Source organism: Paraburkholderia sp. SIMBA_030 (assembly GCF_046535245.1).
Lineage (GTDB): Bacteria > Pseudomonadota > Gammaproteobacteria > Burkholderiales > Burkholderiaceae > Paraburkholderia.
In genome coordinates this window covers 51,055-76,841 of sequence record NZ_JAWRXB010000025.1, presented here as the reverse complement: position 1 = coordinate 76,841, position 25,787 = coordinate 51,055, and the positions used below count along the sequence as shown (strand labels likewise).

Below are 25,787 nucleotides of genomic sequence, written 5' to 3'. Positions count from 1 at the left end.
TTGTCCGCGAGCAGCACGGGTTGTCACAAGCCGTCAAAACACATGTGTGACATGCGCACGACGATATCGCGCGCCGTCACATGCATGTCAATGCGCTTCTTCCCAGTTCAAACCGGCGCCCACTTCGGCGACCAGCGGCACGTTCAGCGCGGCCACACCGCACATCAGCTCCGGCAAGCGCTTGCGCACCTCGGACAATTCGCTATCAGGTACTTCGAGAATCAGTTCGTCGTGCACCTGCATGATCATGCGCGTGCCGACCTTCGATTCCTCGAGCCACTTCTGGACCGCGATCATCGACAGTTTGATCAGGTCGGCTGCCGTGCCTTGCATCGGCGCGTTGATTGCCGCGCGCTCAGCGGCCTGCCGGCGCGGACCGTTGCCGCCGTTGATCTCCGGCAGCCACAGACGGCGACCGAATACGGTTTCCACATAGCCTTTGGCCTTCGCGCTCCGACGCGTTTCGTCCATATAACGCGCGACACCCGGATAACGCGCGAAGTAGCGGTCGATGTACAGCTTGGCGGCATCGCGCGTAATGCCGAGATTCGCGGCAAGGCCGAACGAGCTCATCCCGTAGATCAGGCCGAAATTGATCACCTTCGCCACGCGCCGCTGATCGTTCGAGATTTCGAGCGGCGTCACGCTGAAAATTTCCGCGGCGGTGGCGCGGTGAATGTCTTCGCCTTGCGAAAACGCACGCAGCAACGATTCGTCGCCGGAGATGTGCGCCATGATGCGCAACTCGATCTGCGAGTAGTCGGCGGAAACGAGCTTGTGGCCCGGCGACGCGATGAACGCCTCGCGAATCCGGCGGCCTTCGCCGGTGCGCACTGGAATGTTCTGCAAGTTCGGATCGTTGGACGCCAGACGGCCCGTCACCGCCACGGCCTGCGCATAGTTCGTATGCACGCGGCCCGTTTCCGCGTTGACCATGCGCGGCAGCTTGTCGGTATAAGTTGACTTCAGCTTCGACAACCCGCGATGTTCGAGCAGGATCTTCGGCAGCGGATAGTCTTCGGCGAGCTTTTGCAGCACATCCTCGTCGGTGGACGGTGCGCCGCTCGGCGTCTTCTTGACCACCGGCAATTCAAGCTTCTCGAAGAAGATCTGACCGATCTGCTTCGGCGAACCCAGATTGAACTCGCCGCCGGCCAATACGTATGCCTCACTTTCGAGCTGAATCAGACGCGCGGCGATTTCGCTGCTTTGCTGACGCAGCTTCTCCGCGTCGATCAGCACGCCGGCGCGCTCCATCTTGCGCAACACACGCGAAGTCGGCACTTCAATGTCGCGATACACGTACTCAAGCGTTTTCTCGGCGACCACTTGCGGATACAACACCTGATGCAGACGCAACGTGATGTCGGCGTCTTCCGCTGCGTATTCGGCGGCCTTGTCCAATGCGACTTCGTCGAAACCGATCTGCTGCGCGCCCTTGCCCGCCACTTCTTCGTACTTGATGGTTTTGATGCCGAGATGGCGCAGCGCGAGGCTGTCCATGTCATGCGTGCGATGCGATTCGACCACGTACGATTGCAGCATCGTGTCGTGTTCGATACCGCGCATTTCGATGCCGTAGTTCGCCAGCACCTGTTCGTCGTATTTCACATGCTGGCCGACTTTCTTGTGCCCGGCGCTCTCCAGCCAGGGCCTGAGCTTCGCGAGCACTTCCTCGCGCGGCAATTGCACGGGCGCGTCCGGTCCGCGATGCGCGAGCGGCACATAGGCCGCATGCCCGGCTTCGACCGAGAGCGACAGGCCGACGATTTGCGCCACCATTGGATCGAGCGACGTGGTTTCCGTATCGAACGCGGTCAGTTCGGCCGCGTTGATCTTCTCGAGCCACGCGTCGAACTGTTCCCACGTCTGCACGGTGTCGTAATGACGTTGATCGTCCACCGTGAGCGCCGGCGGCACGTCGGTCTCAGGACCTTCCACTGCGTCCGCGATTTCCACTTCGCGCAGCCAGGTCTTGAAGCCGTAGCGCGTGAACAAGTCGCGCAGTTCCCCGCGCGACTCCGGACGGCTCCCCAGGCCTTCCTCGATCGACGCAATATGCGCGGTCAGATCGCAATTGCGCTCGACGGTAACGAGTTTTCGCGCCATCGGCAGAAAATCGAGCGCGCGGCGCAGATTGTCGCCTACCGCACCTTTGATCTCGTCCGCATGGGTGACAATGCCATCGAGCGAATCGTATTGCGTGAGCCATTTGATCGCGGTTTTCGGTCCGCACTTCTCGACGCCGGGCACGTTGTCGACGGTATCGCCGATCAGCGACAGGTAGTCGACGATGCGCTCCGGCGGCACGCCGAATTTGGCGAGCACGCCGGCGCGGTCGAGCGTTTCGTTGGTCATCGTATTGATGAGGGTGACATGATCCGACACGAGCTGCGCCAGATCCTTGTCCCCAGTCGACACGATCACGTTCATGCCGCGTTTTTCGGCCGCGGTGCTGAGCGTGCCGATCACGTCGTCGGCTTCGACGCCTTCGATCATCAGCAACGGCCAGCCGAGCGCGCGCACGGCGACGTGAATCGGTTCGATCTGGCGTGCGAGATCGTCCGGCATCGACGGGCGATGCGCCTTATAGTCGGGATACCAGTCGTCGCGAAACGTTTTGCCCTTGGCGTCGAACACGCACGCGCTATACTCTGCTGTGACTTCCTTGCGCATGCGCCGCAGCATGTTGATCATCCCATAGAGTGCACCCGTCGGGCCACCCTCGGGTCCGCGCAGATCAGGCATCGCATGGTAGGCCCGGTACAGATAACTCGAACCGTCGACCAATAGCAGGGTCTTACCTTCAAGGCTTCGTTCTTCAGGCATTATGACTAAGAGAAAAGTGATTCCGAGTCTGCGATCACTCGCAGATCAAGAGCGCGCAACGGCTAAGAAGGCCCGCGCATCGTGGCAGATGTTCACGATTATGGCAGAGTTTATCGAGGCGACCGAGTACCTCTCGGAGATTCGCCCGGCTGTCAGCATCTACGGTTCCGCGCGCCTGAAGCCGAACTCGCCGTATTACAAACTGGCCACGCAAATCGCGCGCAAGCTGTCGGACGCCGGCTTCGCGGTGATCTCAGGCGGCGGCCCCGGCATCATGGAAGCGGCCAACAAGGGCGCACATGCGGGCAAAGCGCCGTCGGTCGGTCTGAACATCGAACTGCCGCACGAGCAATCGGGCAATCAGTGGCAAGACATCTCGTTGCGCTTCCGCCATTTCTTTACGCGCAAAGTCACGTTCGTGAAGAACTCGGATGCGGTGATCGTGATGCCGGGCGGCTTCGGCACGCTGGACGAGCTGGCCGAAGTACTCACGCTGATTCAAACCAAGAAATCGCGCCACGTGCCAATCATTCTGGTGGGCGCCGAGTTCTGGGAAGGCCTGCTTGCGTGGTTCAGGAGCTCGCTCACGCCGATGGGCCTGATCAATCCGACGGATATGGACTTGATGCAGGTGATCGACGACCCGGACCAGGTGCTCGAAGCGGTGCTGAAGTTCTACGAGGACCGCGAAGAAGCCGAGCCGCATCCGGCCAAGTCGGATGAAGACCGGATGTTCTATCTTTGATGCTGGATCTTCGCGCCCCGTGCGCGAAGTAAGCATGCGATGTTCGATGTGCATTGAGCAACGCGCGCAGGTTCTAGCTGGCGGCCCCCAGATCGCTCGCTTCCGCCACATCGGTCTGATCGCCCTGCGCTTGCAGCCATTCGCAGAACTGCGCCACGAGCGGCGCCTGCGCGACCTCCCGCCTCGCCACCCACCAATAGCCGCGTGCATCGATACGTGGGCCGGCCAACGGCACGACGAGCCGTCCCGATGCCAGCTCGTCTGCCAGCAAAGGCAACGGACCGAGCGCCACGCCGAGGCCATCCACCGCAGCCTGCAAGGCCAGATAGAAGTGATCGAATGACTGCTTCTTTCGGCATTTCGCTGTTACGCCTGCTGCCGATAACCAGTTACCCCACGCATCGGGTCGTGTGTCCGAATGCAGCAGCACATGCTTCCCGAGATCGTCGGCCGCGTTGATCGGCGAGCGCTGCAGGAGCGTGGGACTGCACACTGGAATCTCGCTCTCGTCAAGGAAATGGCCGCTCACGCAGTTCGGCCAATGCGCCGGACCGCGCCGCACCGCGACGTCGAAGCTATCGAGCGTTTCTACCGGTGCGTTCGGTTTCTACCGGTGCGTTCGAGGTCGATAAGCGCAGCTCCACATTCGGCACCTTGCGCTGGAACTGATGGAGCCGCGGCAGCAGCCATTTCATCGCGAAGGTCGGCAGTGCGTTCACCCGCAGCACATGAACGACGCCGGTGTCGCGCAGTTGGCCCGTGGCGAGCGCGATGCTGTCGAACGCGGCCTGCACGGTAGCCAGATAGCGGCGGCCATCGTCGGTCAGCCGCACTCGCTTGCCGCGGCGATGGAACACCTGCACGCCGAGCCATGTTTCAAAAGCCGCGACTTGCCGGCTGATTGCACCGTGCGTCACATGCAATTCGTTCGCCGCGGCGGTGAAGCTTTCATACCGTGCTGCAGCCTCAAAGGCGCGCAGCGCAGGAAAAGGAGGAAGATGACGAGCCATGCTTGTGATTCTAGATCACAAAGACGCGCTCAAAAATCGTTTTGCTCACCACCGGTTCGGCGCTAACCTCCTGAGGTGAACTGGAAGCTTAGCGATATGGAACACGATCTCACTTCGGCCGCGGCCACCCTGGCGCCCACGCCCACATTGCGGGAAATTTTTGGCGGTTTTCTCGGCCTCGGGCTAATCTCGTTCGGCGGCGCGCTGCCGCTGGCGCGGCGCGCCCTGGTCGAGCAACGTCGCTGGCTGACCGGCGCGGAATTCACCGATTTGCTCGGCCTGTGCCAATTCTTGCCGGGTGGCAACGTGATCAATCTCTCGGTGGCAGTCGGGATGCGCTTTCGCGGCGTGCCGGGTGCACTGGCGGGGTTGCTCGGGTTGATCGCGGGACCGTCGCTGGTCGTGATCGGCCTTGGCGTGCTGTACGAACACACGCAAAACGACCCGCACGTTCGTCATCTGTTTGCCGGACTCGCTGCGGCGGCGTCCGGTCTGCTGATCTCGATGGCCGTGAAAATTCTGCTGCCGTTGCGGGATAAGCCAATGGCCGCGCTCATCGCGGCGCTAGGCTTCATCGCGATTGCCGTTATGCGCCTGCCGCTTCTGCCTACGATGCTGGTGCTCACGCCGCTTGGCATCTACATCGCGTCGAGGGCCGCACGATGAACGACACGCTCATTTCTCTTGCCATCATTTTCAGTCAGCTTTCGCTACTTGCGTTCGGTGGCGGCAATACGATTCTTCCGGAGATGCAGCGTCAGGTGGTGAATGTGCATCACTGGATGCCGGCCAGCGAATTCAGCGCGCTGTTCGCGCTCGCGCAAGCCGCGCCGGGACCGAATCTGATGATCGTGACGCTGGTCGGCTGGCATGTGGCCGGCTGGGCGGGGATGCTGGTGACGTCGGTGGCGAAGTTCGGACCGTCGTCGATCGTGACGATTCTAGCGCTGCATGCGTGGGACCGGTTCAAGGACCGTCCGTGGCGGCGCTATGCGCAGGCCGGGCTGGTGCCGGTGACAGCCGGCATCGTCGCGGCGAGCGCGGCCCTGATCGCCGAAGCGTCGGATCCGACGGCGATCGCGTGGGCGATCACCGCTTTTACCGCCGTGCTGGCGTTGAAAACGCGCATTCATCCGCTGTGGCTGTTGGCGGCTGGAAGTCTGATTGGGCTGACCGGGTTCGGGCAGTTTTAAGCCAAGGGTAAGGCGAGCTGCAACGACGCTCGCCTGCGCCTTATAAAAAACCGCTTACTGAAACGCCACTTCCGCAAAACTGCGCAGCTTGCGGCTATGCAAACGATGCAACCCGTTCATACGCAACAACTCCATCGCCTTCACGCCGATCTGCAGATGCTGGTCGACCTGCGCGCGATAGAACTGATCGGCCATCCCGGGCAGCTTCAACTCTCCATGCAAGGGCTTGTCCGACACGCAGAGTAAGGTGCCGTAAGGCACGCGGAAGCGGAAGCCGTTCGCGGCAATCGTCGCGCTTTCCATATCGAGCGCGATCGCGCGGCTTTGCGACAGCCGCTGCACCGGCTCGCGATGATCGCGCAACTCCCAGTTGCGGTTATCCACGCTCGCCACCGTGCCCGTACGCATCACGCGTTTCAACTCGACGCCATCCAGTTGCGTGACCTGCGCAACCGCGCGCTCCAACGCCACCTGCACTTCGGCAAGCGCTGGAATCGGCACCCACAGCGGCAAGTCGTCATCGAGCACGTGGTCCTCGCGCACATAGCCGTGCGCCAGCACGTAGTCCCCCAGACGCTGCGTGTTACGCAGCCCGGCGCAGTGGCCCAGCATGATCCACGCGTGTGGACGCAGCACGGCGATGTGATCGGTGATCGTCTTCGCGTTCGACGGCCCCACGCCGATGTTGATCATCGTGATGCCGCTGCCGTCCGCGCGCTTCAGGTGATACGCGGGCATCTGCGGCAGACGCGGCGGCGCCGTGCCTTCCTGCGCCTGCTCACCGAGATTTTCGTTGTACGTGATCACGTCGCCCGGTTCGACGAACGACGTGTATTCGCTGCGGTACGCGCGCAGTTCTTCGTCGTCGCTGTGGGCCATCATCGTGCGGCCGAGTTTGACGAACTCGTCGATATAGAACTGGTAGTTCGTGTACAGCACGTAGTTCTGGCAATGCGTGGGCGACGTCGCCGTGTAGTGCTTCAACCGATGCAGCGAGAAATCGACCCGCGCCGCCGTGAACAGCGCCAACGGATGCGGCTCGCCCGGCGGCGGCTCATACGTGCCGTTGACGATGCGGTCGTCGAGCAGCGCGAGGTCCGGCGTGTCGAATACATCGCGCATCAGGAACAGACGCTCGCGATCCAGATCGCCTTCGAGGTGAATACCTTCAGCGAACGCGAAATGAATCGGAATCGGCTGATCGGACACGCCCACTTCGATCTGCACGTGATGGTTCTTCGCCAGCAAGCGCAATTGCTCGCGGTAGTAGTTGCCGAACAGATCCGGCCGCGTCACGGTCGTCTCGAACACGCCCGGACCCGCGACGAAACCATATGAGCGGCGCGAGTCGATATGCGTGTTGACTTCCGTGCACACTCTGACGAACGGATAGCAGGCGCGCACGCGGCGTTCGAACACTTCGTTGCGGCGGTAGCGCGCGAAGGCGTCGCGCAGAAACGAGGTGTTCGCTTCGTAAATGGCGGACAAGTGGGTGACGGCCTCGGCGGCGTCGTCGAAAGATTCGGTTGGGAAGCTGTTGGCGGGAGTCTGCACCGCGCGTTGATTGGTATCGTTGTTCATCTTCATTTGCCTCGATTGATGAGACGACATTACCACGGAACCCGGGCTCGCAAAATGACCCTGCGGCGCTTGCGGCAAATGCGCCGACAGCGGCCGCGAGGTTGCGGGCACGCCGCGCGAAAGCGGCGCAAAATAAGGCAATCGCGCCCGTAGGCAAGGCTGGATTTGCTAGAATCGGGGCACCATATTGGAGAATCACCATGAAGCCGCTCCTTCCCATCGCCGTTGTGCTGGCCCTCGCCTTCGGCAACGCCGCGATGGCTGCCCAGTCCGTCGATGCCACGCCGCCCCCGGATCAACCGCAGTCCGCCAACGAACGGGCCGGGCTGCCGGACCTGAAGGCAATCAACCGGCCAGCCGCGGAAGTCAGCTCCAAGGTCGAAATCAACGTGCCGCGCACACCGAGCTTCTACGAACGCAGCGCCAACGGCACCGAAATCACCGAATATCGCGATAAAGGCAAGCCCGTCGAGATCAACGTGCATTCGAACCTCGGCACGCGCTATCAGATGAGCGCGCCGCTCGACACGTCGCCCGCCGTGCGTGACAACGGCCGCGCCAGCACGCGTTTGCCGTCGGTGAATCTGCGCTATTAATAGATGCCGGAGCGGCGGCCCGGCGTCAGCCGCCGCTTCGATTCCGCGCGGCCCGGGAGACATCGCCGCCGGGTCCTCAGCCCGCTTGCTGAATCGCAGCGCCCGGTTACCGCGCTTAGTCGCAGCACCGGCTCGCCACCCTGGCTTACCGCGCTTTCGACATCGCTTTTTGACACACCGCACACCGCGCACTGGCCGCAACGCGCCAGCCCGACCAACCTGATCCGACGCTTCCCGCATGGCTGTCTTCACCGCTGTCACCGAACCCCAACTAGCAGAATGGATGCGCCATTACGATCTCGGCGAAGTCGTCGAATTTCGCGGCATCCCGTCCGGTATTGAGAACAGCAACTTCTTTCTGACGACGACGCGCGGCGAATACGTCCTCACGATTTTCGAAAAGCTGACGGCCGAACAACTGCCGTTCTATCTCGATCTGATGCGGCATCTGGCGGCGCACCGCGTGCCGGTGCCCGACCCGATGCCGCGCGAAGATGGTGCGCTGTTCGGCACGCTGCACGGCAAGCCGGCCGCGATCGTCACCAAGCTCGAAGGCGCGCCTGAGTTGGCGCCCGGCGTCGAACACTGCGTCGAAGTCGGGCAGATGCTCGCGCGCATGCATCTGGCGGGCCGCGATTACGCGCGCCATCAGCCGAATTTGCGCAGTCTGCCGTGGTGGAAGGAAACGGTGCCGACCATCCTGCCGTTTCTGGAGGGCGCGCAACGCGACTTGCTGTCGTCCGAACTCGCTTATCAGGAAGCCTTCTTCGCTTCGGCCGATTACGCAGCGCTGCCCGAAGGCCCCTGTCACGCCGACCTGTTCCGCGACAACGCACTGTTCGCGCACGCCGCACCGGAGACCGGCCACGAAGTGCGCCTCGGCGGCTTCTTCGACTTCTATTTCGCCGGCTGCGACAAGTGGTTGTTCGATGTCGCCGTCACGGTCAACGACTGGTGCGTCGACCTCGGCACCGGCAAGCTGGACGGCGCTCGCACCGAAGCCATGCTGCGCGCCTACCAGACCGTGCGTCCGTTCACCGCCGAAGAAAATCGCCATTGGGGTGACATGCTGCGTGCGGGCGCGTACCGTTTCTGGGTCTCGCGCCTGTATGATTTTCATTTGCCGCGCGCGGCCGAACTGCTTAAACCGCACGACCCCGGCCATTTCGAGCGCATTCTGCGCGAACGCCTGACCGGCGTTGCACTTCCAGGCATTCATACCTCATGCAATTGATCGAAGTCCCCGCGAAAACCGGCTATGTGTGGTTCCGGCAGGGTATCTGGCTATTCCGTAAGAACCCGCTCGCGTTTCTGACGCTGTTCTTCACCTACCTGCTGGTCATGACGCTGGTGTCGCAGATTCCGGTGATCGGCGGCGTGCTGCCACTGGCGTTCATTCCAGGCGTCGCGGTCGGCTTCATGGCGGCGTGCCGCAATACGATCGCCGGCAAGCCGGTGTTTCCGACCATTCTGGTGGATGGCTTTCACTCGTATGGCCCCGTGGTCGCCAAACGGCTGTTGGTGCTCGGCGTGCTGTATGTCGTCGCGATGGCGCTGGTGCTCGCCGGCTCGGCGCTGGCTGACGGCGGCATGCTGCTGAAGGTGATGCTCGGCGGCGTAGCAATGGATCAGGACGCGATCGCGAACAGCAATATCCCGTTCGCGGTGGTCACTGCGTTCGCGTTCTACATTCCGGTCGCGATGATTTTCTGGTTTTCGCCGATTCTCATTGCGTGGCACGACGTCCCGCCGGTCAAGGCGATGTTCTTCAGCCTCGTCAGTTGCTGGCGCAATCGCGGCGCGTTCGTGGTGTTCGGCGCACTGTGGTTCGCAGTGGCGATGACAGTGTCGCTCGGTTTGTCCGCGGTGATGCAGGCGCTGGGCGCAGGCGACTTCGCATTTGCGGTCCTGATGCCCGCCACGATGATCGTTACGACCATGTTGTATTGCTCGTTCTACGCAACCTATCGCGGCTGCTTCGGCGTGCAAACGCCCGAAACACCTGACCTGCCGACCACTCCGGCAGCTTGAGTTTTTTTGTGCGCGGACGCGGGGCGCTGATCCCGCGCTCGCGCGCCGCGCCGCGTTGGGGCACCGCCCGTCCCCACTGCTTCCTCGAATCCCCAACCGCACTCGTCAACGCAAGGTGATTTGCGGCACAATAGTTTGCGCGCAATCGATTTGCACGCTCTTTCAGACGAGATGCATCATGACCCAGCGCCCCGCTTTGCCTTTCACGCTCGACGAGCAACTCTGCTTCGCGCTCTATTCGACCTCGCTCGCGATGACAAAAGCGTACAAGCCGCTACTCGACAAGCTCGGCCTCACGTACCCGCAATATCTGGCGATGCTGGTGCTATGGGAAACCGACGACGTCACGGTCAAGGACATGGCCGCTCGTCTGAATCTCGACTCGGCCACGGTCACGCCGCTGCTCAAGCGCCTGGAGACGCAAGGCTACCTGGAGCGGGTGCGAGGCGTCGAAGATGAGCGACTCGTCTACATCCGGCTGACCAAAGCCGGCAGGGTACTAAAGCGCCAGGCGCGCGAAGTGCCGGCGGAAATCTTCTGCGCGACCCAGCAGACGCCTGAATTCCTGCTTCGTCTGCGCGACGATTTGACGCGCCTGCGCACCACCCTCAACGATTACATGGACCACTAACCAGCCCGCTGCAAAAGCACGCTATCGGTTCGATGCGTAAATTAATATGTACACAAATGATTTGTGCGCTATCTTTACGACATGCCGCTTCGATAGCGATCAGCCAGAACGGCAAGCAAGCAGTGGCAAGCATGCAGACCCTGACAACCCAGATTAAGGAGCAGCAAAATGAACGTACTTTACAAAGCAACGGCAACCAGCACCGGTGGCCGTGACGGCCGTGCAGTGTCGTCGGACAATGTGCTGGACGTGAAACTGGCCGCACCGCGCGAGCTGGGCGGCAACGGCACGGTGGGCACGAACCCGGAACAGCTCTTTGCCGCCGGCTACTCGGCCTGTTTCCTGAGCGCGATGAAGTTCGTCGCCGGCCAGCGCAAGCAAGTTTTGCCGGCAGACACGCAAGTCACGGCGGAAGTGGGCGTCGGCCCCAACGACAACGGCGGCTTTGCGCTCGATATCGATCTACGCGTTTCGCTGCCCGGCCTCGCTGCGGATGCGGCCAAAGAACTGGTCGACGCGGCGCATCAGGTCTGCCCGTACTCGAATGCCACGCGCAACAACATTGCGGTGCGTTTGCAAGTCGCGTAAACGGCAAGCTTGCCTGAACTACGGCAGCCGGTGTTACGCCGGCCGCGATGAACAACGCGAATCACGCGCGGTGGCAATCGAATCCGGCTGTCTGTGAGTTCACGACAGCTTGGGCGCTTCACCCGAACAGCAACAGCTTAGTGCTGGCCCATCCACGACGGTTGGCGGGGGTTCGCCTCGCGATCCAGCTTGCGCATACGAAATTCAAGATCGTACAGATCAGTGGCTTCGGCGAGAAATGCGTCAGCGCGTTCTTTCGCAAGCTGATCGGGCGATTTGGTCAGAAACAGGAACAAGCGGCTCAGCAGGTACATGGTCGACCTCGACTATGAATTTAGGCGTTAACGCCTAAGGGATAACCCGTATTATAGGGGAAACCCTAGGATTGTACTAATCCTCTTTTCGAAGTGTTGTTCCCGCGTCACCTTCCGCCGGCTGAGGCCGTACTGACTGCACCTTCCTCGATACGACCGGCGCCCGTGCGGCGCTGATGCCTGAAGAACTCCCATAGCAACGTGCTCGCATCCGGCCCTTTGGCGGAGTGAAACGGCACCGCGTCGTCGCCGCCACTCCAGGCGTGCGCGAGCCCTTGCACGCGGCACAGCCGCACCACGCGCCGGCCGCCGCGCAGGTAGTCGCGCATGACCACGCCGCCTTTGCGTTCTTCGCGCATTTCGCCAGATTTGCGCGCGCCGCTCTCGTCGACGATCCGGTTCAGCCGGAGAAATTGCGTTGCCAGTTGGTCCGCATTGACAGGCGCGACCACATGATCGGCGTCGCCGTGGATGATGATGGCCGGCATGCCGGGATATTCGGCCACATTGACGACTTCGTCGACCAGTTCGGCCGGTTCGCCGCGCGCGCCGCGGCGCATCACGTCCATCGCCGTGATACCGGAGCGGGCCTCGCCCAAAGCCGGGCCGGAATGCAATGCAACTGCCGCGAAATGCTCCGGATGGCTGAGCGCCAGCAGCGCCGTCAAGCCCGCGCCCGCGGAAATCCCGGCGACGTACACTCGCTCGCCGTCGAACCCATGCTGCATGACGAGCGCCTCCACCAGCGAAACCACGGCGCGCGCCTCTGCCCCGCCGGCGCTTTCGCTAGCGTCGTACCAGTGCCAGCAACGGTGCGAGTGCACGTGCTTCGACTGCTCCGGATACACCACCGCAAAGCCGAACCGGTCGGCCAGCACATTCATGCGCGTGCCTTCGGCGAATTCGTCGATCGATTGCGTGCAGCCGTGCAGCATCACCACCAGCGGCATGGCTTCGAGCGCATGGCCGGACGGAATGTACAAACCATACTGAAGATGATTGACGAGCCGCCCGGGCGACGCCGGCGCCGAATGGAACGAACGGGTCCACGAACCGCTCGCCCAAGCCGATGCACGTGGACGGACGCGCGATTCCCGGGCGACGGCGCGCGGCGCCTCGCGTTTCGCGGGAGTGCGCACCGCGGTCGCTTGTTTGAGCGGGCGGAGCTTCGTCGAAGGCTTGGTGGTGGCGGGCCGCACCGGACGCGCGGTGGTGCGCCTAGTGGTTTTGTGGGCGTGCTCGGTCTGAATCGCGAGCAGCCGCTTGAGACCGAGCAGCCAGATTTTCGATAGACTTTTTGCCATCGGCGGATAACCTCGCAAAAAGGGACAGGAGCCGTTCGGCAGAACGACGCTTCGTTGTGCAATGCACAATAGCACCGATCCTCGTGCGATGCTGTAAGCATTGGTTCCGGCCCAACACCCAAATTTCCGCTCGACGAACCTTGCTGCGGGGCTGGCGTCAAACCGCTGCACGGCTTGTTCGCCAACCAACCTTCAGCGACAAAAAAAACGCGGCACCGCGTCGAGTCCGCGCTGTGGCCCCCGTCTATACTGGCGGTTAAATAATTGACGTGCGAGCCTCGTGCTGCGTCGGCGATTCGCGCCGTTTGCGCGTTAAATCACTACCAACCCGATTCTACGCGGCCCTGGTCGCGCATTTTTGCCATGCCCGATTTACCTCCCCATCTGTGGTATTTGATCACCAGCGTCGGCGGCGCCGGCATGACGCTGCCGCTCGCGCTCGCCATCGCGCTTTGGCTGGCGATTGGATACACGTGGCGACTGGCTGCGGGATGGTTGTTGTTGCTTGGCGCGGCTATCGGCATTGTGACCGTCACCAAGCTGGCGTTCCTCGGCTGGGGCGTCGGCGTGCGCGAACTGGATTTCACCGGCGTCAGCGGTCACGCGATGTTGTCCACCGCCGTGTACCCGATCGCGCTGTTCCTTATGCTATTGCCGGCGCGACCGGCGATTCGTCTGATCGGCGTGTTGCTCGGCCTCGCCGCAGGCATGGCCGTCGGGCTGTCGCGGGTCGTGCTCAGTGCTCACTCGCCGTCCGAAGCGATCACCGGCTGCCTGGTCGGCGCGCTGGCCGCGCTGGTTTTCGTGCGCATGGCGTGGAACGCCGAGCCGGGCCGGCTGTCGGCGCTGTCCGTCACCGCGAGTCTGATGATCCTCGCGGTGACGATGCACGGCGTGCACGTGCCCACTCAGCGCTGGGTCACGCATATCGCGCTGAAGGTTTCCGGTCACGAAAGGCCGTTCATCCGCGCACGCTGGAAGGCCATGCGTGACGATCGCGCCACCATGGCGCCACTCTCGCAAACCTTCAATACGCTTGCGCCGGTGCGCTCGTCGGGCGTCTAACGCACTCCCCGCAGGGTCATCAGCCGCTTTATGCGTCCAGCTAAATAATCGTCATGAACCACCGTTATAACCTTTCGTACATTACGATAGCGTTTTAACCCGCCGCTCCGGCCCATGCCGGAGCTTTGAGCCGTCATGACACTGTCCCGCCATTTTCTGAAACATGCGCTGTTCATCGCCAGCGCCGTCTCCGTTGCCGTCAGCGCCAATGCACGCGCCGACGAACTGGTCGTCTCCGCCGCCGCCAGCCTGACCAACGCGTTCAAGGCGGTCAGCGAGGTCTTCGAACAACAGCATCCCGGCACCAAGGTGCTGCTGAACTTCGGCGCATCCGACGTGCTGATGCAGCAGATCGCCAAAGGCGCGCCTGCCGACATGTTCGCCTCCGCCGATCAGAAGGCGATGGACAAGGCCGCGGCCGGAAAAGTGATCGTGCCGGCAAGCCGCAAGGACTTCGCCGCCAATTCGCTGGTGCTGATCGTGCCGACCGACAGCCGTTTCGCGCCGGCCACACTGAACGATCTGGCGTCGGCGAATGTGAAGCGCGTCGCTTACGGCGATCCGGCGTCGGTGCCTATCGGCCGTTACGCACAAGGCGCGTTGCAGGCCGCGGGCATCTGGGACGCGGTCAGCGCCAAGGCAGTGCTGGCGGCTAATGTCCGCCAGAGCCTCGACTACGTGTCGCGCGGCGAAGTCGACGCCGGCTTCGTATTCAGTACCGACGCCGCGGTCATGCCGGACAAGGTCAAAGTCGCGCTGAACGTGCCGACGCAAACGCCGATCACTTACCCGATCGCGCAGGTCGAAGGCAGCCGCCATGCTGCGGACGCGCAGGCGTTCATCGGTTTCGTGCTGTCGCCGGCCGGCCAGGCGGTGCTGGCGAAGTACGGCTTCAAGCCGGCGCATTAATTTGCGTCATTGATTGGCGTCATTAATCAGCCTCATTAAATATCTCGCACGCTCATGCAACAGGCCTGGATTCCGCTTTTGCTGTCGCTGAAAGTAGCGGGCTGGGCCACCGCGCTCAATCTGGTGTTCGGCGTCGCCGCCGGCTTTGGCTTGTCGCGCTGGCGTTCGGGCGCGCGCGACGTAATCGATTCGCTGCTGATGCTGCCGCTCGTGATGCCGCCCACCGTGCTCGGCTACTACCTGCTCGTGCTGCTCGGACGGCGCGGCGTGATCGGTGCCTGGCTCGACCGCCTCGATATTCAGCTGGTGTTCACCTGGCAAGGCGCGGTAATCGCATCGACCGTGGTGGCGTTCCCGCTGGTGCTGAAATCGGCACGCGCAGCCTTCGAAGCCGTCGATCCGCAGCTTGAACGGGCCGCGCGCACGCTCGGCGTCAGCGAGACGGCGATCTTTTTTCGCGTGACGCTGCCGCTCGCCGCGCGCGGCATTCTGGCTGGCGGCTTGCTGGCCTTCGCCCGGGCGCTCGGCGAATTCGGCGCGACGCTGATGATCGCGGGCAACTTGCCCGGCCGCACGCAGACGCTTTCGGTGGCGGTCTATTCAGCCGTGCAAGCCGGCGACGACAGCACCGCCAATTTCCTCGTGCTCGTCACATCGGTGACGTGCGTCGTGATCCTGTTGCTCGCGGGCCGTCTGGTGCCGCAGCACACGCTTTTGACGTCCCGCTGACATGCCGCTCGCCGTCGACATCTGTAAGACCTTCAGGAGCGCCGAGCGCAGCTTTACGCTCGACGTATCGTTCCAGGCGACCACGCAGCGCGTCGTGCTGTTCGGACCATCCGGTGCGGGAAAAAGTCTGACCTTGCAGGCAATCGCCGGACTGCTGCGCCCCGACGAAGGCACGATCACGCTGCACGGCAACGCATTATTCGACAGCACGCGCGGCGTCGATCTGAAACCGCAATCACGCCGGATCGCGTATCTGTTTCAGGACTATGCGCTGTTTCCGCATCTGAACGTGCGGCAAAACATCGGCTTCGGGTTGCAGCCGGGCTGGTTGAACCCGCGCGCACGGATCGCGCATCCGCAAGTCGACTATTGGCTGGACGTGCTCGAACTACAGAGTGTCGCTGGGAATCATCCGGCGCAGCTTTCGGGCGGGCAAAAGCAGCGGGTGGCGTTGGCGCGAGCGCTGGTCGCGCAGCCTCGGTTGCTGTTGCTAGACGAACCGTTTTCCGCGCTCGATAGCGCTTTGCGTCAGCGCATGCGGCGCGAGCTGTCGGACCTGCAAACACGCCTGGACATTCCGATGGTGTTGATCACGCACGATCCCGACGACGTCGCCGCCTTCGGCGATCAGGTCGTGCAGGTCAGCGACGGCTGCGTACGCGAGAATCAGCCGTTCGCCGGCTACGCGCGCAGCTTGCCGTAAGCGCGCGCATCCAGTCCCGCCGTCAGTCTTTCACGCCGAGAATCACGCTCGACGCCTTGAACGCCGCGATCGCGGTGCTGCCTTCCGCCAGGCCGAGCGTGTCGACGCTTTCGTTCGTGACGACGGCGGTTATCACGGTGCCACCTTCCAGCGCCAACGACACCTCCGCATTGACCGCGCCGCGTTTCACGCTCTGCACCGTGCCACGCAGCTGATTGCGCGCCGACAGCTTCAGCGGCGCGCCGCTGGCGTCCTCGACAAGCAGCACCACCCACGATGCCTTGATCAACGCGAACGCCGCCGAGCCTTCCGCGAGACCGAGCGTCTCGGTACTTTCGTGCGTCAGCACCGACACGATCGTGTGACCGCCGGGCAGCACCAGCGACACTTCATCATTGATCGTACCGCGCACGATGCTTGAAACCGTCCCGTACAGCTGATTGCGCGCGCTCGTTTTCACGCCGATGCGCCCGATCAGATCCCAATCCGTCGCGAAGCCCTCGATCGCCGCGCCCGCGCGTTCGAGAAAGCGCCGATGCTCGCGCTCGACGGCGCGAAACGTCTCGATCAGCTTCATCGCGCGCGGCGTGAGCGTCGTGCCGCCACCGCCTTTGCCGCCGGTCGAACGCACGACGAGCGGCTCGCCGGCGAGGTTGTTCATTGTGTCGACGGCGTCCCACGCGCCCTTGTAGCTCATGCCCACCGCTTTTGCCGCGCTGGTGATCGAACCGGTTTCGCCAATTGCTGCGAGCAGCGCGATGCGTGCCGCGCCGCCGAGCGTTTGCGCGCCGGCCTGGAACCACACCGAACCACCGAGTTCGAGTGGGTCGTGGGATGAATCGGGTCGGTCAGACGTCATGGCGGAGAGTGGTCGACGAGCGGAGGAAAGGGCAACAAATGATTATAGCGACGCAGGCGGCGATGGACGGCTACACGAACCGCGCCCCGCCGACCGCTCACAGCGCGTACTGCGCAATCCCATTCCCAAACGACCAGTTCTCCTTCAGCACCTCGACGAGATTGATGAACACATCCTCTCGTCGCAGCCCAGGCGACTCCGCCAGCTCATCCGCCATACGCTTGTACAGCGCCTTTTTCTGTTCGAGCGTGCGGGTGTTGTTCAGCGAGATCTGAATCAGCACGAGATCGTCGCTGCGCTGCACGTTCAGATACTGCTTGTCGTACACAAAATTGCCGGCTTCGTGCTCAGTGATCAGCATGAAGATGTCGTCCTTCGGTACGTCGAACGTGTCCACCAGCGAACGCTGGATGCTGTCCGTCAGCGCCTTCCTGTATTCAGCCGGCTTGCCGGCGCGCAACGCGATTCGTGTGAGCGGCATGATGAAACTCCTTGGTTGCAGGTGATTGGGTAAACACAGCTTAGGCGCGCCCAGTCATAATTAACAGACATCAAAGATGATTTCATCTATATTCAATCGAAATGAAAGTCCTCGATCTCGATGCCGTGCGCGCCTTCGTTCTGGTTGCCGACCTGCACAGCTTCACGCGCGCCGCCGATGCGCTCGACACCACTCAATCGGCTGTCAGTCTGAAGCTCAAGCGGCTGGAGGCGCACCTGGGCAAGCAACTGCTGGAGCGCACACCGCGTGTCGTGCGCTTATCCGCGGACGGCAATGCTTTCCTCGGCGCGGCGCGCGATCTGTTGAACGCGCACGAGCGTGCGCTCGGTTCGTTGTCGGTCGAGCGTCGGCGGCTGGCGCTGGGGCTGAGCGAGCACGTTGCGGGCGCGAATCTGCCAACGTTGCTCGCCAGGCTCAACGCGCACGATCCGGGCCTGGTGGTCGAATTGCATCTGGGCACGTCAGCCGCGCTGCTCGCGCAATTCGACGAACGGCGGCTCGATGCGGTGATCATCCGCTACGGCGCCGACGAGCCGCCACGCGACGATGCACAGGTGCTGTTTAGCGAGCCGCTTGGCTGGCTTGCTACGCCGGAGTGGTTGCCGCGCGTCGGCGAGCCGTTGCCGCTAGCTCTGCTTGCCGCGCCGTGCAATGTGCGCGCGGTGGCGCTTCAAACGCTGAACGCGGCAGGGATTGCGTGGCAGGAAGTGTTCGTGGGCGGAGGCGTGGCCGCCGTCGGGGCGGCGGTCGCGGCCGGCCTCGCGGTGTCGCCGCTGGCGCGCAGGGTGGCGCCGCGCGGTTTGATCGATGTCGGCGCGCGGCTGGGATTGCCGCCGCTGCCGCAGTCGCGCGTCACACTGCATTCGAGGGTTCGCGAGAAGCGCTCGCTGGAGACGCTGCGGTTGGCGGCGAGTGGTTTGGCAACGCACTGACAAACCATCGCCCGCTGTAAACCGTAGGTAAAGGCCAGTGATTTTTGCTTAATCTAAAAACTCGTCGACGCCACCCGGCGCGCCGCATGCTGACCGCTCGCCGCGTACTTCGATGCCGTCTTCGCGCCAGCTGTAGACTTGAGCTTCGATCCATCCACGGTTTTCTTTGCATGCTTCGCGGCATGTCCGGTGGACTCCGGAGGATTCCACACTTCCGCATATCCAGCAGCCACTGCCGCGCCAGAAACACACCACACGGCAACCGCCGTTGCTACTGCTCGAACCCACATCTCCTGCTTCTCCTGATCTTCGGCTTCATAACGAGCCGGGATTATATTCCTTTGCAATAATCCAAAATTGGACTAATATAAATTTCAAGTACATATAAGGACTCACACGCTCATGTCTCACGCTGCCCGTGCCCCCCAACCCGAACCGCCGATTCGCCGGCCTGTGCCGGGACCTTCGCTCACGGCAATGTCCGCGGCAGGCTTGCGTGCGTTCTTCAACATCGCTCGCGACTGGGACCTGAGCGCCGACGAGCAGATCGTCCTGCTCGGCTCGCCCGGCCGCTCCACCTTCTTCAAATGGAAGGCGGCACCGGAAACGGCTCGCGTGGGGCGCGATACGCTCGAACGTCTGTCGCTGCTGCTCGGCATTTATAAAGCGCTGCAGATTCTGTTGCCGCAGCCCAGCGCCGCCGATGCCTGGGTCAAGCGCCCCAACAGCGCGCCGCCGTTCGGCGGCCGCCGCGCGCTGGACCGCATGCTGGCCGGCAACATCAGCGACCTCGTCGCCGTGCGCCAGTATCTCGACGCGATGCGAGGCGGCTGGGCGTGACAGAACCGCATTGGCAGGACCGCTGGCGCACCGCGCCGCTCGACTGGTCGCCCGCGTATCGCGTGATTCCGACGCGTTTTCCGGCCGTCAATCTGTTCGACCGGGTCGCTTCGCCGGAAGATTTCGACGCCCTCTACGCGCTCGAAGCGATGACCAACGACCGTCTGCGCACTGAAGTCGGCGAACTCGATCTGGTGCCTCGCGAAGAGCGCCGTTTCGGGCCGGGTTATGGGCCGATCATGGCCGCGCTCACGCACCTGAATCCGCTTGGCAGCCGCTTCTCTGACGGAACCTACGGCGTGTTTTATTGCGCCCGCTCGCGCGATACCGCGATCGCGGAAACGCGCTATCACACGGGTAAATTTCTGGAAGCCACGTCCGAGCCGCCGATGCGTCAGCAGATGCGTCTGTACACGGTGTTGGCGCAAGGCGAGGTGGTCGACATACGCAGCGATGCGTCGCTCGATCTCGCGGTGTTGTCGCCAGACGACTACCTTGCGGGACAAACGCTCGGCCGTGCCGTGCGTGAAGCCGGCGCGCCGGGCATCGTGTATCCGTCGGTGCGGGACGACGAAGGCGAGTGTCTCGCCGCGTTCAGAACGACGCTGTTACGCGACTGCCGTCATGCGGCATATCTGGAATACAACTGGAACGGCAGCAGCGTCGATATAGTGTTCGAACTCAATCAGGTGGGCTGAAAGACCAACCGACCTCGTAGCGGCCTCAGGCGGGCAAAGCCAGCGCCGCCGCGCCTTCCGCGCGCGCCGCTTCGACCGAAATCGACCAGCGCCGCAACCGGTGGGGCTCGACAATCGTCAGTTTGCCGCCCGGTCCGAACGCGCCGGTGTCGATGAACACCTGTGAGCCGATCTGCCGGATGTCGCGCATCGGCGTGTGGCCGCAGTAAGTCAGCGAGAGACCGCGCTGCCGCAGCGGATCGCCGTTGCCTATCGCCAGTTCGCGGCCCCACAGCAATTGCTGGCGCACGTCGGCTGAAAAATTCGCAGCGTCGAGATCTGCGTCCGAACCGAAGAATTCGGCATGCAGAATATTGAAGCGCTCTTTACCGCTGCCGACCACACGTACAAGCGGCAGCATCCGCAGACGTTCCGCGTAATGCTGCAAACACTCGTCGGTCAAATCCATCGCCCACGTGCCGCCGATCCCGTACCACCATTGGCGCCGCAAGCGCCCTTCCGCAACGGCGCATAGCGTGTCTTCGTGATTGCCGAGCACAGCGTAGAACCACGGCTTGTCGAGGAGAGCCAACGCCTGTTCGGAATGCTCGCCGCGGTCCACCAGATCGCCGACCGAAAACAACCGGTCGTGCGCCGGATCGAAGGCGATCTCACGCAGCAGATAGCGCAGCGCATCCATGCAGCCATGCAGATCGCCGACGACAAAGTCGCGACCGCTCGGATTGACCGCATGATGCTGCACGGGAGTGATGAGTACGGATTCCATTCGACCATGATAGTGCGGCGCGCGCGGACGCGTATGCGCGCTTCCTATCTTTTCGTCACGTCCCGCACGGTGCAATCGTCGCGAAAACGGCGCATTTCCGGCATGACTTACCGGAAAAACGCCACATACGCAGTCGTTATTGCTGCGAGCGCAGCTTGGCCACCTGCTCCACGGTCACCGCCGACCGCGGATTGCCGAACTGTCTGGTCACGTAGTTGGTGAGCGCGGCAACCTGGTCGTCGGTAAGCTGGCTGCCGAATGCGGGCATGAGCACGTCGGCCCGTTTCGTCGTACGGTTGACGCCGTGCAGAATCACTAGGGCCAGATTATTGGCGTCGCTCGCGCCGACCGCGGTGTTGTGAATCAGCGACGGATACGCGCCCGGCGCGCTCGCGCCGACGCCCTCGCCGGTCCAGTTATGGCACGTCGCGCAATTGGCGACGAACAGCTGCGCCCCATTGACGGCGTTGATCGCGGTGCCGCGCAGCGCGGCGACGTCGTTGGCGGGATTGCCCCACTGGTCGCGCGCACGCGCTTCGCCGCCGCTGATCGGCGGCACCGCGCGCAAATACTTGACGATCGAGCCGAGGTCCTCACGCGCCAGATATTGCGTGCTGTCGGTCACCACCTCGGCCATCGGACCAGCTGCATTGGCACGGCCGGGCGCCGCGCCGCTCGACAGATACGAGACCAGCTCGTCGTCGTGCCAGTTGCCGACGCCGCTGTTCTTGTCCGGCGTGATGTTGAACGCATGCCAGCCGGCCTGCACCGCGCCCGAGAACCGTGAACTCGACTTCAAACCCTGCATGAAATTGCGCGGCGTGTGGCACTCCTCGCAATGCGCCAGTCCCTCGATCAGATACGCACCGCGATTCCATTCGGCGCTTTGTTTCGGATCAGGGACGAAACGGCCTTCAGTGAAATTGAACAGGTTCCAGAACACCATCAACCAGCGCAGGTTGAACGGGAATGTCAGGCTGTTGCGCGGCGGCGCGTAGTGGATCGGTGTGAGCGTCTTCAGATACGCGCGAATCGCCAGCACGTCCTGATCGGTGACCTTCGTGTATTCCACATACGGAAACGCAGGATAGAGCCGCGCGCCGCCCTTGCCGATGCCTTCATGCATCGCGCGCAGAAAATCGGCGTCGCTCCATTGGCCGATGCCAGTGTCCGGATCGGGCGTGATATTCGGCGTCACGATCGTGCCGACCGGCGTATTGATCGCCAGGCCCCCCGCGAAAGGACGCGCTTTGTCGGCGGTGTGGCAAGCGACGCAATCGCCGGCGCGCGCGAGGTACTCGCCGCGCTTCACGAGATCGCTGGCGGCGGCCGTCGCCGCAGGCGCAGCGTTGGCCGGTTGCGACGCATCGTCGGCACGGGCTTGCAGGATCGGCAATTCGTCGTTGCGCGGCGCGCCGGGTCCGTGCGCTTCGTGCCAGGCGACATACAGCGCGAACAGCGAGAAAGCCGCCGCCAGCGTCGCAACCCTGAAGCCGCGGCGAGGAGCCTTCTGCAAAGGCGCATTGCCCTGCTGCACGCGAGAGGTGTTCTTCGTCATTGTGGCGCTCCGTTCAGGGCTCAGATTTCACGCTTGAGCTTGTCGGCCAGTTTCAACGACAAGGCCGCGATCGTCAGCGTGCAATTCACCGACGCAGCGGTCGGCATCACGCCGCTGCTCGCGATGAACAGATTCGCGTGATCGTGCGTGCGGCAATCCGCATCGACGACGGAATCGGCCGCGTCGCTGCCCATGATCGTGGTGCCCATGATGTGATTGTTGGGCGCAAACGTATCGTCGAAGGAGACTTCGGCGCCGCCGAACAGCGAGGCGATCTGCGCATACAGCTCATGCGTGTTGGCCGCGCTCTTCTTCACGTAGTCGTTGATCGAGTAGTAGATCTCGGGCTGCGAAATGCCGAGCGCGTCCTTGTGATCCGCCGACGGCACCACGCGATTCTGCGGCTCGGCAAGATGCTCGTGGAAGCTGTTGATGTTCAGCGTTCGCGCGGCGCGGTCGCGAATCTGCCGGTCGAGTTCGGCGCCGGTGAGGCCTTGTTTCAGCAGTTCGGCGGTCACGCTCATGGTCGGCACGCCATTCGACAGATGCAGCTTTTTCGCCGCGTAATCGGAGCGGAATGCGCCGTCGCGAAAGTTGACGATCGACGTCATTTCCATCGGCCCGCGTCCTGGCCACAGCGGTTCGTTGGCGAGGAAAGTGACGCCGGTGCCCGGATGATCCATCAGGTTGCGGCCCACCTGATCGGAGCTGTTGCCGATGCCGTGCGGGAATTTGTCGGAGGTCGACATCAACATCAGCTTCGGCGTTTCGATGCCGTTCGCGGCGAGCACGAAGAGCTTGCCGGTCACGCGCGTGCCGTTGCCGTTCGGGTCCTTGTAGTGGACCGCCGTAATAAGCCCTTTGTTGTCGGCTTCGACCCGGTACACCACGGCTTGCGGAATCAGTTTTGCACCGGCCTGTTCGGCCTTTTCGGCATGCACCACGCCGTTGTACATCGCGGCGATCGGGCAGATCGGCATACAGTTGTTGTTGCCGCAGCAGGTAGGCCGCGCATCGTACGGACGGCTGTTGCGCGCGACCGGTTCGGGCACCACCTTGAAGCCCTGCGCATTGAGCACGTCGCTGAAGCGCTGGTCCATGTACGAGAGCGGAAGCTGGCTCATCGGATAGGGCTTCGAACGCGGCGAACCGAGATCGATCGAATTGTCCGGTCCCGACACGCCGAGTAGCACTTCAGCCGCCGAATACCACGGCTCCAGCGTTTCATACGGATACGGCCAGTCGCGTCCCACGCCGTACAACTTGTGCAACTGGAAGTCCGACGGCAGCAGCCGCCACGCGGCCGCCGCCCAGTGCCATGTCGTACCGCCCACCAGCCGCACGTACTGCGAGTTGTACGGATAGTCGCCCTTCTGAATCAGGTAATTGTTGGCCGGCGCGTATTCGGGATGCGGCGCGTAAGGCATCGATGGATAAGGCGTCGCGAAATCGGACTTGGCCGGCGAGTTGCGGAAGTTCTCGACAATCTGCCAGCGCGGAATACGCGGCCCGGCTTCGAGCAGAATCACCGATGCACCGGCCAACGCCATTTGATGCGCGACCAGCCCGCCTGCCACACCCGAACCGACCACGACGATATCGGCGGAATTTGAGTTTGCCATTGTTACCCTCTTCTACTGGCTTATCGCTGCTTTCTGTCATGGCGTTGCGGCGTCTCGTCCACGCGGATGAGGAGCAGCACGCGCGAGAGGAACGTCGTTCAGGCTCCCACGTGCTTCCTCGTCCAGTAGAACGGCACGTCGCGGCAATAAGACGGAATCGTCAGCACGTCCTTGACCGGGTCGAACATCAGCGCTTTTTCATAGGCGACCACCTGCACCCGCGGCATGTCGCCGACAAGGCCGAGATACCACGCGCGCATGATCGCGCTCACTGACCTCGCGAGTGCCGGCCGGTCGACCTGCAAAGCCTGCGTGACGGTATCGGACGGCACGCCGCCATGGCCTTGCAGCCATGTGTTGAGTGCGGCGATATTCTGGATGAACTGGCTGTCGGATTTAACGAGGGCGTCATAAACGCGCTTGCCGAGCACCGTGTCGAAGCTGGCGCGGCCGGTCAGACGCTGGGAGAGGGCGAGAAAGGCGTCGAGGCCGCCGCCTGCGGGCGCATCGGCAAACGCGGGGGCTATCCACGAGAGGGAGCGGCCGGCGCCGGCAAACGCCAGCGCGGCGGCCGCGGCGCATGCACCCAGCACCCATGCCCTGCGCGATGAAGAAACTGAGGACGAAAACGAAGACGAAGACGAAGTTGACGACGGACACCCGGCTGAATGCGTCACTGCACGGTGCGCATCATTATTCTCAGGAACATCTGTCATGGGGGCTCCAGATGGTGAGTCGTTTCCAACGTGCAATGTGCCCACGGCGTGATGCCGCTCGCGCGTTGCGCCGATTGCTCTACCCCGAACCTGGTCTTGCGCCGCTTAAGCGGTCTTGTTCTGCTGCGAGCGATGCATGCGGAAGCGAGCCGCGTGACGTTATGCCGGTGACGGCCGTGTGAAAAAGTATGAAAACGGCACGCAGTGCGACAAAAACCGCTGCCTGCCAATCGCCTTTCAACTGAAAACGGCGTGCAAGGCCGTTGCGAAAGACTATAGCCTCTGATGCGCCCGTTCGACAAATGGTGCCCGAAGCGCGGGTAGAATCCGCGACACACCGATTGGCTCAACGCCCCGACTCCATGCTCGCAAAATACTTTCCGCAGGTTTTACGCAATCGGCCGCGCATGCTGATTGGCCTCGCAATCGGCGTCGCCGTCGCGCTCGTGGTGCCCGAGCACACGCGCCCCATGGTGCGTGGCCTGGTCGGCTGGGACGCCACCGTATGGAGCTATCTCCTCCTGATCTGGGTGCACATGGCCTTCGCCGACGAAGGCCGGGTCCGCCAGTCCGCCGTACGCGACGACGAAAACGCGGGCGTCGTGCTGGTCGTGATCTGCGTCGCGACCATTGCCAGCATTGCCGCCATCGTGCTCGAACTGGCATCGGCAAAGGGCACGGCCGGCGCTTCGACCGCATGGCACTACCTGCTGACCGGCCTTACGATGATCGGCGCATGGTTCATGATCCCGACCATCTTTACGATGCACTACGCGCGCCTCTACTACGACCCGGACGCGAAAGAGACCCCGCTCCTGTACCCCGACCACAAGCTCCAGCCCGACTACTGGGACTTCATGTACTTCTCGTTCACGATCGCGGTGGCCTCGCAAACCTCCGACGTCGTGCTGCGCTCGCGTCCGATGCGCCGTGCGGCGCTCGCGCAATCTATCCTGTCGTTCTACTTCAACGTCGCCGTACTTGGCTTGTGCGTGAACATCGCGGCGGGCCTGGTCGGTTCGTGATGCTGCCATATCGTCTTCTTCGGATAACAGCTCCCCATCCC

Annotated in this window: 27 protein-coding genes and 1 pseudogene; 16 read left to right on the top strand and 12 right to left on the bottom strand. The window is 62.8% G+C overall.

The window, feature by feature from the left end; all coding sequences use genetic code 11:
- Window positions 1-87 precede the first annotated feature (87 nt).
- Window positions 88-2,829, bottom strand: coding sequence for a DNA polymerase I (polA, locus tag SB772_RS33385; RefSeq protein ID WP_410837404.1), 2,742 nt, complete (start codon window positions 2,827-2,829; stop codon window positions 88-90).
- A gap of 1 nt (window position 2,830) precedes the next feature.
- Between polA and SB772_RS33380 the strand changes: the two genes are divergently transcribed.
- On the top strand, window positions 2,831-3,574 hold the full coding sequence (locus SB772_RS33380; protein WP_410837403.1) for a TIGR00730 family Rossman fold protein: 744 nt from the start codon (window positions 2,831-2,833) through the stop codon (window positions 3,572-3,574).
- 73 nt (window positions 3,575-3,647) lie between these two features.
- On the opposite strand, the pseudogene SB772_RS33375 reads toward SB772_RS33380, so the two are convergent.
- Window positions 3,648-4,584: pseudogene (locus SB772_RS33375) on the bottom strand (transcriptional regulator GcvA).
- Between the two features lie 96 nt (window positions 4,585-4,680).
- Here SB772_RS33375 and SB772_RS33370 point away from each other — a divergent pair.
- Together SB772_RS33370 and SB772_RS33365 are read left to right on the top strand one after the other, a co-directional pair.
- Window positions 4,681-5,250: a chromate transporter gene (locus SB772_RS33370; RefSeq protein WP_410837402.1), complete on the top strand. Its 570-nt coding sequence runs from the start codon at window positions 4,681-4,683 to the stop codon at window positions 5,248-5,250.
- On the top strand, window positions 5,247-5,777 hold the full coding sequence (locus SB772_RS33365) for a chromate transporter (protein ID WP_410837401.1): 531 nt from the start codon (window positions 5,247-5,249) through the stop codon (window positions 5,775-5,777). The genes SB772_RS33370 and SB772_RS33365 overlap by 4 nt, the downstream gene beginning before the upstream one ends.
- A 54-nt stretch (window positions 5,778-5,831) precedes the next feature.
- Here SB772_RS33365 and SB772_RS33360 read toward each other — a convergent pair whose 3' ends face one another.
- Entirely contained in the window at window positions 5,832-7,358 is a 1,527-nt protein-coding gene (locus tag SB772_RS33360; RefSeq protein ID WP_410837400.1) for an AMP nucleosidase, read from the bottom strand.
- 200 nt (window positions 7,359-7,558) lie between these two features.
- On the opposite strand from SB772_RS33360, the gene SB772_RS33355 reads away from it, so the two are divergent.
- The 5 genes from SB772_RS33355 to SB772_RS33335 all read left to right on the top strand — a co-directional run bounded on the left by SB772_RS33355 (window position 7,559) and on the right by SB772_RS33335 (window position 11,204).
- Window positions 7,559-7,954 (top strand): hypothetical protein, encoded by a 396-nt coding sequence (locus SB772_RS33355; protein ID WP_410837399.1) that lies wholly within the window; start codon window positions 7,559-7,561, stop codon window positions 7,952-7,954.
- A gap of 238 nt (window positions 7,955-8,192) precedes the next feature.
- Window positions 8,193-9,188: a homoserine kinase gene (locus SB772_RS33350; protein ID WP_410837398.1), complete on the top strand. Its 996-nt coding sequence runs from the start codon at window positions 8,193-8,195 to the stop codon at window positions 9,186-9,188.
- Entirely contained in the window at window positions 9,179-9,985 is an 807-nt protein-coding gene (locus SB772_RS33345; RefSeq protein WP_410837397.1) for a BPSS1780 family membrane protein, read from the top strand. Before SB772_RS33350 ends, SB772_RS33345 begins: the two co-directional genes overlap by 10 nt.
- A 178-nt stretch (window positions 9,986-10,163) precedes the next feature.
- Window positions 10,164-10,616: a MarR family winged helix-turn-helix transcriptional regulator gene (locus tag SB772_RS33340; protein WP_410837396.1), complete on the top strand. Its 453-nt coding sequence runs from the start codon at window positions 10,164-10,166 to the stop codon at window positions 10,614-10,616.
- A gap of 168 nt (window positions 10,617-10,784) precedes the next feature.
- Window positions 10,785-11,204: an organic hydroperoxide resistance protein gene (locus SB772_RS33335; RefSeq protein WP_410837395.1), complete on the top strand. Its 420-nt coding sequence runs from the start codon at window positions 10,785-10,787 to the stop codon at window positions 11,202-11,204.
- Window positions 11,205-11,341: 137 nt separating this feature from the next.
- On the opposite strand, the gene SB772_RS33330 is transcribed toward SB772_RS33335, so the two are convergent.
- Complete coding sequence (locus tag SB772_RS33330) at window positions 11,342-11,518, bottom strand: DUF3563 family protein (RefSeq protein ID WP_410837394.1); 177 nt, start codon at window positions 11,516-11,518, stop codon at window positions 11,342-11,344.
- Between the two features lie 107 nt (window positions 11,519-11,625).
- Window positions 11,626-12,822 (bottom strand): PHB depolymerase family esterase, encoded by a 1,197-nt coding sequence (locus SB772_RS33325; RefSeq protein ID WP_410837393.1) that lies wholly within the window; start codon window positions 12,820-12,822, stop codon window positions 11,626-11,628.
- A gap of 363 nt (window positions 12,823-13,185) precedes the next feature.
- Between SB772_RS33325 and SB772_RS33320 the strand changes: the two genes are divergently transcribed.
- The 4 genes from SB772_RS33320 to SB772_RS33305 all read left to right on the top strand — a co-directional run bounded on the left by SB772_RS33320 (window position 13,186) and on the right by SB772_RS33305 (window position 16,228).
- The gene (locus SB772_RS33320) at window positions 13,186-13,887 is read left to right on the top strand and encodes a phosphatase PAP2 family protein (protein ID WP_410837392.1); all 702 of its coding nucleotides are present in this window, start codon (window positions 13,186-13,188) and stop codon (window positions 13,885-13,887) included.
- 135 nt (window positions 13,888-14,022) lie between these two features.
- Complete coding sequence (gene modA, locus SB772_RS33315) at window positions 14,023-14,796, top strand: molybdate ABC transporter substrate-binding protein (RefSeq protein WP_410837391.1); 774 nt, start codon at window positions 14,023-14,025, stop codon at window positions 14,794-14,796.
- Window positions 14,797-14,850: 54 nt separating this feature from the next.
- Complete coding sequence (modB, locus tag SB772_RS33310; RefSeq protein WP_201077877.1) at window positions 14,851-15,525, top strand: molybdate ABC transporter permease subunit; 675 nt, start codon at window positions 14,851-14,853, stop codon at window positions 15,523-15,525.
- Window position 15,526: 1 nt separating this feature from the next.
- Window positions 15,527-16,228, top strand: coding sequence for a sulfate/molybdate ABC transporter ATP-binding protein (locus SB772_RS33305; RefSeq protein ID WP_410837390.1), 702 nt, complete (start codon window positions 15,527-15,529; stop codon window positions 16,226-16,228).
- 22 nt (window positions 16,229-16,250) lie between these two features.
- Here SB772_RS33305 and SB772_RS33300 read toward each other — a convergent pair whose 3' ends face one another.
- Complete coding sequence (locus tag SB772_RS33300; protein WP_410837389.1) at window positions 16,251-17,087, bottom strand: TOBE domain-containing protein; 837 nt, start codon at window positions 17,085-17,087, stop codon at window positions 16,251-16,253.
- Window positions 17,088-17,184: 97 nt separating this feature from the next.
- Entirely contained in the window at window positions 17,185-17,568 is a 384-nt protein-coding gene (locus tag SB772_RS33295) for a tautomerase family protein (protein ID WP_410837388.1), read from the bottom strand.
- 101 nt (window positions 17,569-17,669) lie between these two features.
- On the opposite strand from SB772_RS33295, the gene SB772_RS33290 reads away from it, so the two are divergent.
- The gene (locus tag SB772_RS33290) at window positions 17,670-18,521 is read left to right on the top strand and encodes a LysR family transcriptional regulator (protein WP_410837387.1); all 852 of its coding nucleotides are present in this window, start codon (window positions 17,670-17,672) and stop codon (window positions 18,519-18,521) included.
- 53 nt (window positions 18,522-18,574) lie between these two features.
- Here SB772_RS33290 and SB772_RS33285 read toward each other — a convergent pair whose 3' ends face one another.
- Complete coding sequence (locus SB772_RS33285; RefSeq protein ID WP_410837386.1) at window positions 18,575-18,811, bottom strand: hypothetical protein; 237 nt, start codon at window positions 18,809-18,811, stop codon at window positions 18,575-18,577.
- A gap of 112 nt (window positions 18,812-18,923) precedes the next feature.
- Here SB772_RS33285 and SB772_RS33280 point away from each other — a divergent pair, with 112 nt between their 5' ends.
- Together SB772_RS33280 and SB772_RS33275 are read left to right on the top strand one after the other, a co-directional pair.
- A complete protein-coding gene (locus SB772_RS33280; RefSeq protein WP_410837385.1) occupies window positions 18,924-19,361 on the top strand; it encodes an antitoxin Xre/MbcA/ParS toxin-binding domain-containing protein in 438 nt (145 codons plus the stop codon).
- Window positions 19,358-20,059, top strand: a complete 702-nt coding sequence (locus tag SB772_RS33275; protein WP_410837384.1) for an RES family NAD+ phosphorylase — start codon at window positions 19,358-19,360, stop codon at window positions 20,057-20,059. The genes SB772_RS33280 and SB772_RS33275 overlap by 4 nt, the downstream gene beginning before the upstream one ends.
- 25 nt (window positions 20,060-20,084) lie before the next feature.
- On the opposite strand, the gene SB772_RS33270 is transcribed toward SB772_RS33275, so the two are convergent.
- The 4 genes from SB772_RS33270 to SB772_RS33255 all read right to left on the bottom strand — a co-directional run bounded on the left by SB772_RS33270 (window position 20,085) and on the right by SB772_RS33255 (window position 24,721).
- Complete coding sequence (locus tag SB772_RS33270) at window positions 20,085-20,825, bottom strand: metallophosphoesterase (RefSeq protein WP_410837383.1); 741 nt, start codon at window positions 20,823-20,825, stop codon at window positions 20,085-20,087.
- A 136-nt stretch (window positions 20,826-20,961) separates the two neighbouring features.
- Window positions 20,962-22,383 carry a cytochrome c gene (locus SB772_RS33265; protein ID WP_410837382.1) on the bottom strand — a complete coding sequence of 474 codons (1,422 nt, stop codon included), beginning with the start codon at window positions 22,381-22,383 and terminating at the stop codon, window positions 20,962-20,964.
- 20 nt (window positions 22,384-22,403) lie between these two features.
- A complete protein-coding gene (locus SB772_RS33260; protein ID WP_410837381.1) occupies window positions 22,404-24,005 on the bottom strand; it encodes a GMC family oxidoreductase in 1,602 nt (533 codons plus the stop codon).
- Between the two features lie 98 nt (window positions 24,006-24,103).
- Window positions 24,104-24,721, bottom strand: a complete 618-nt coding sequence (locus tag SB772_RS33255; RefSeq protein WP_410837380.1) for a sugar dehydrogenase complex small subunit — start codon at window positions 24,719-24,721, stop codon at window positions 24,104-24,106.
- A 362-nt stretch (window positions 24,722-25,083) separates the two neighbouring features.
- Here SB772_RS33255 and SB772_RS33250 point away from each other — a divergent pair, with 362 nt between their 5' ends.
- A complete protein-coding gene (locus SB772_RS33250; RefSeq protein ID WP_410837379.1) occupies window positions 25,084-25,746 on the top strand; it encodes a DUF1345 domain-containing protein in 663 nt (220 codons plus the stop codon).
- The last annotated feature ends 41 nt before the right edge of the window (window positions 25,747-25,787 follow it).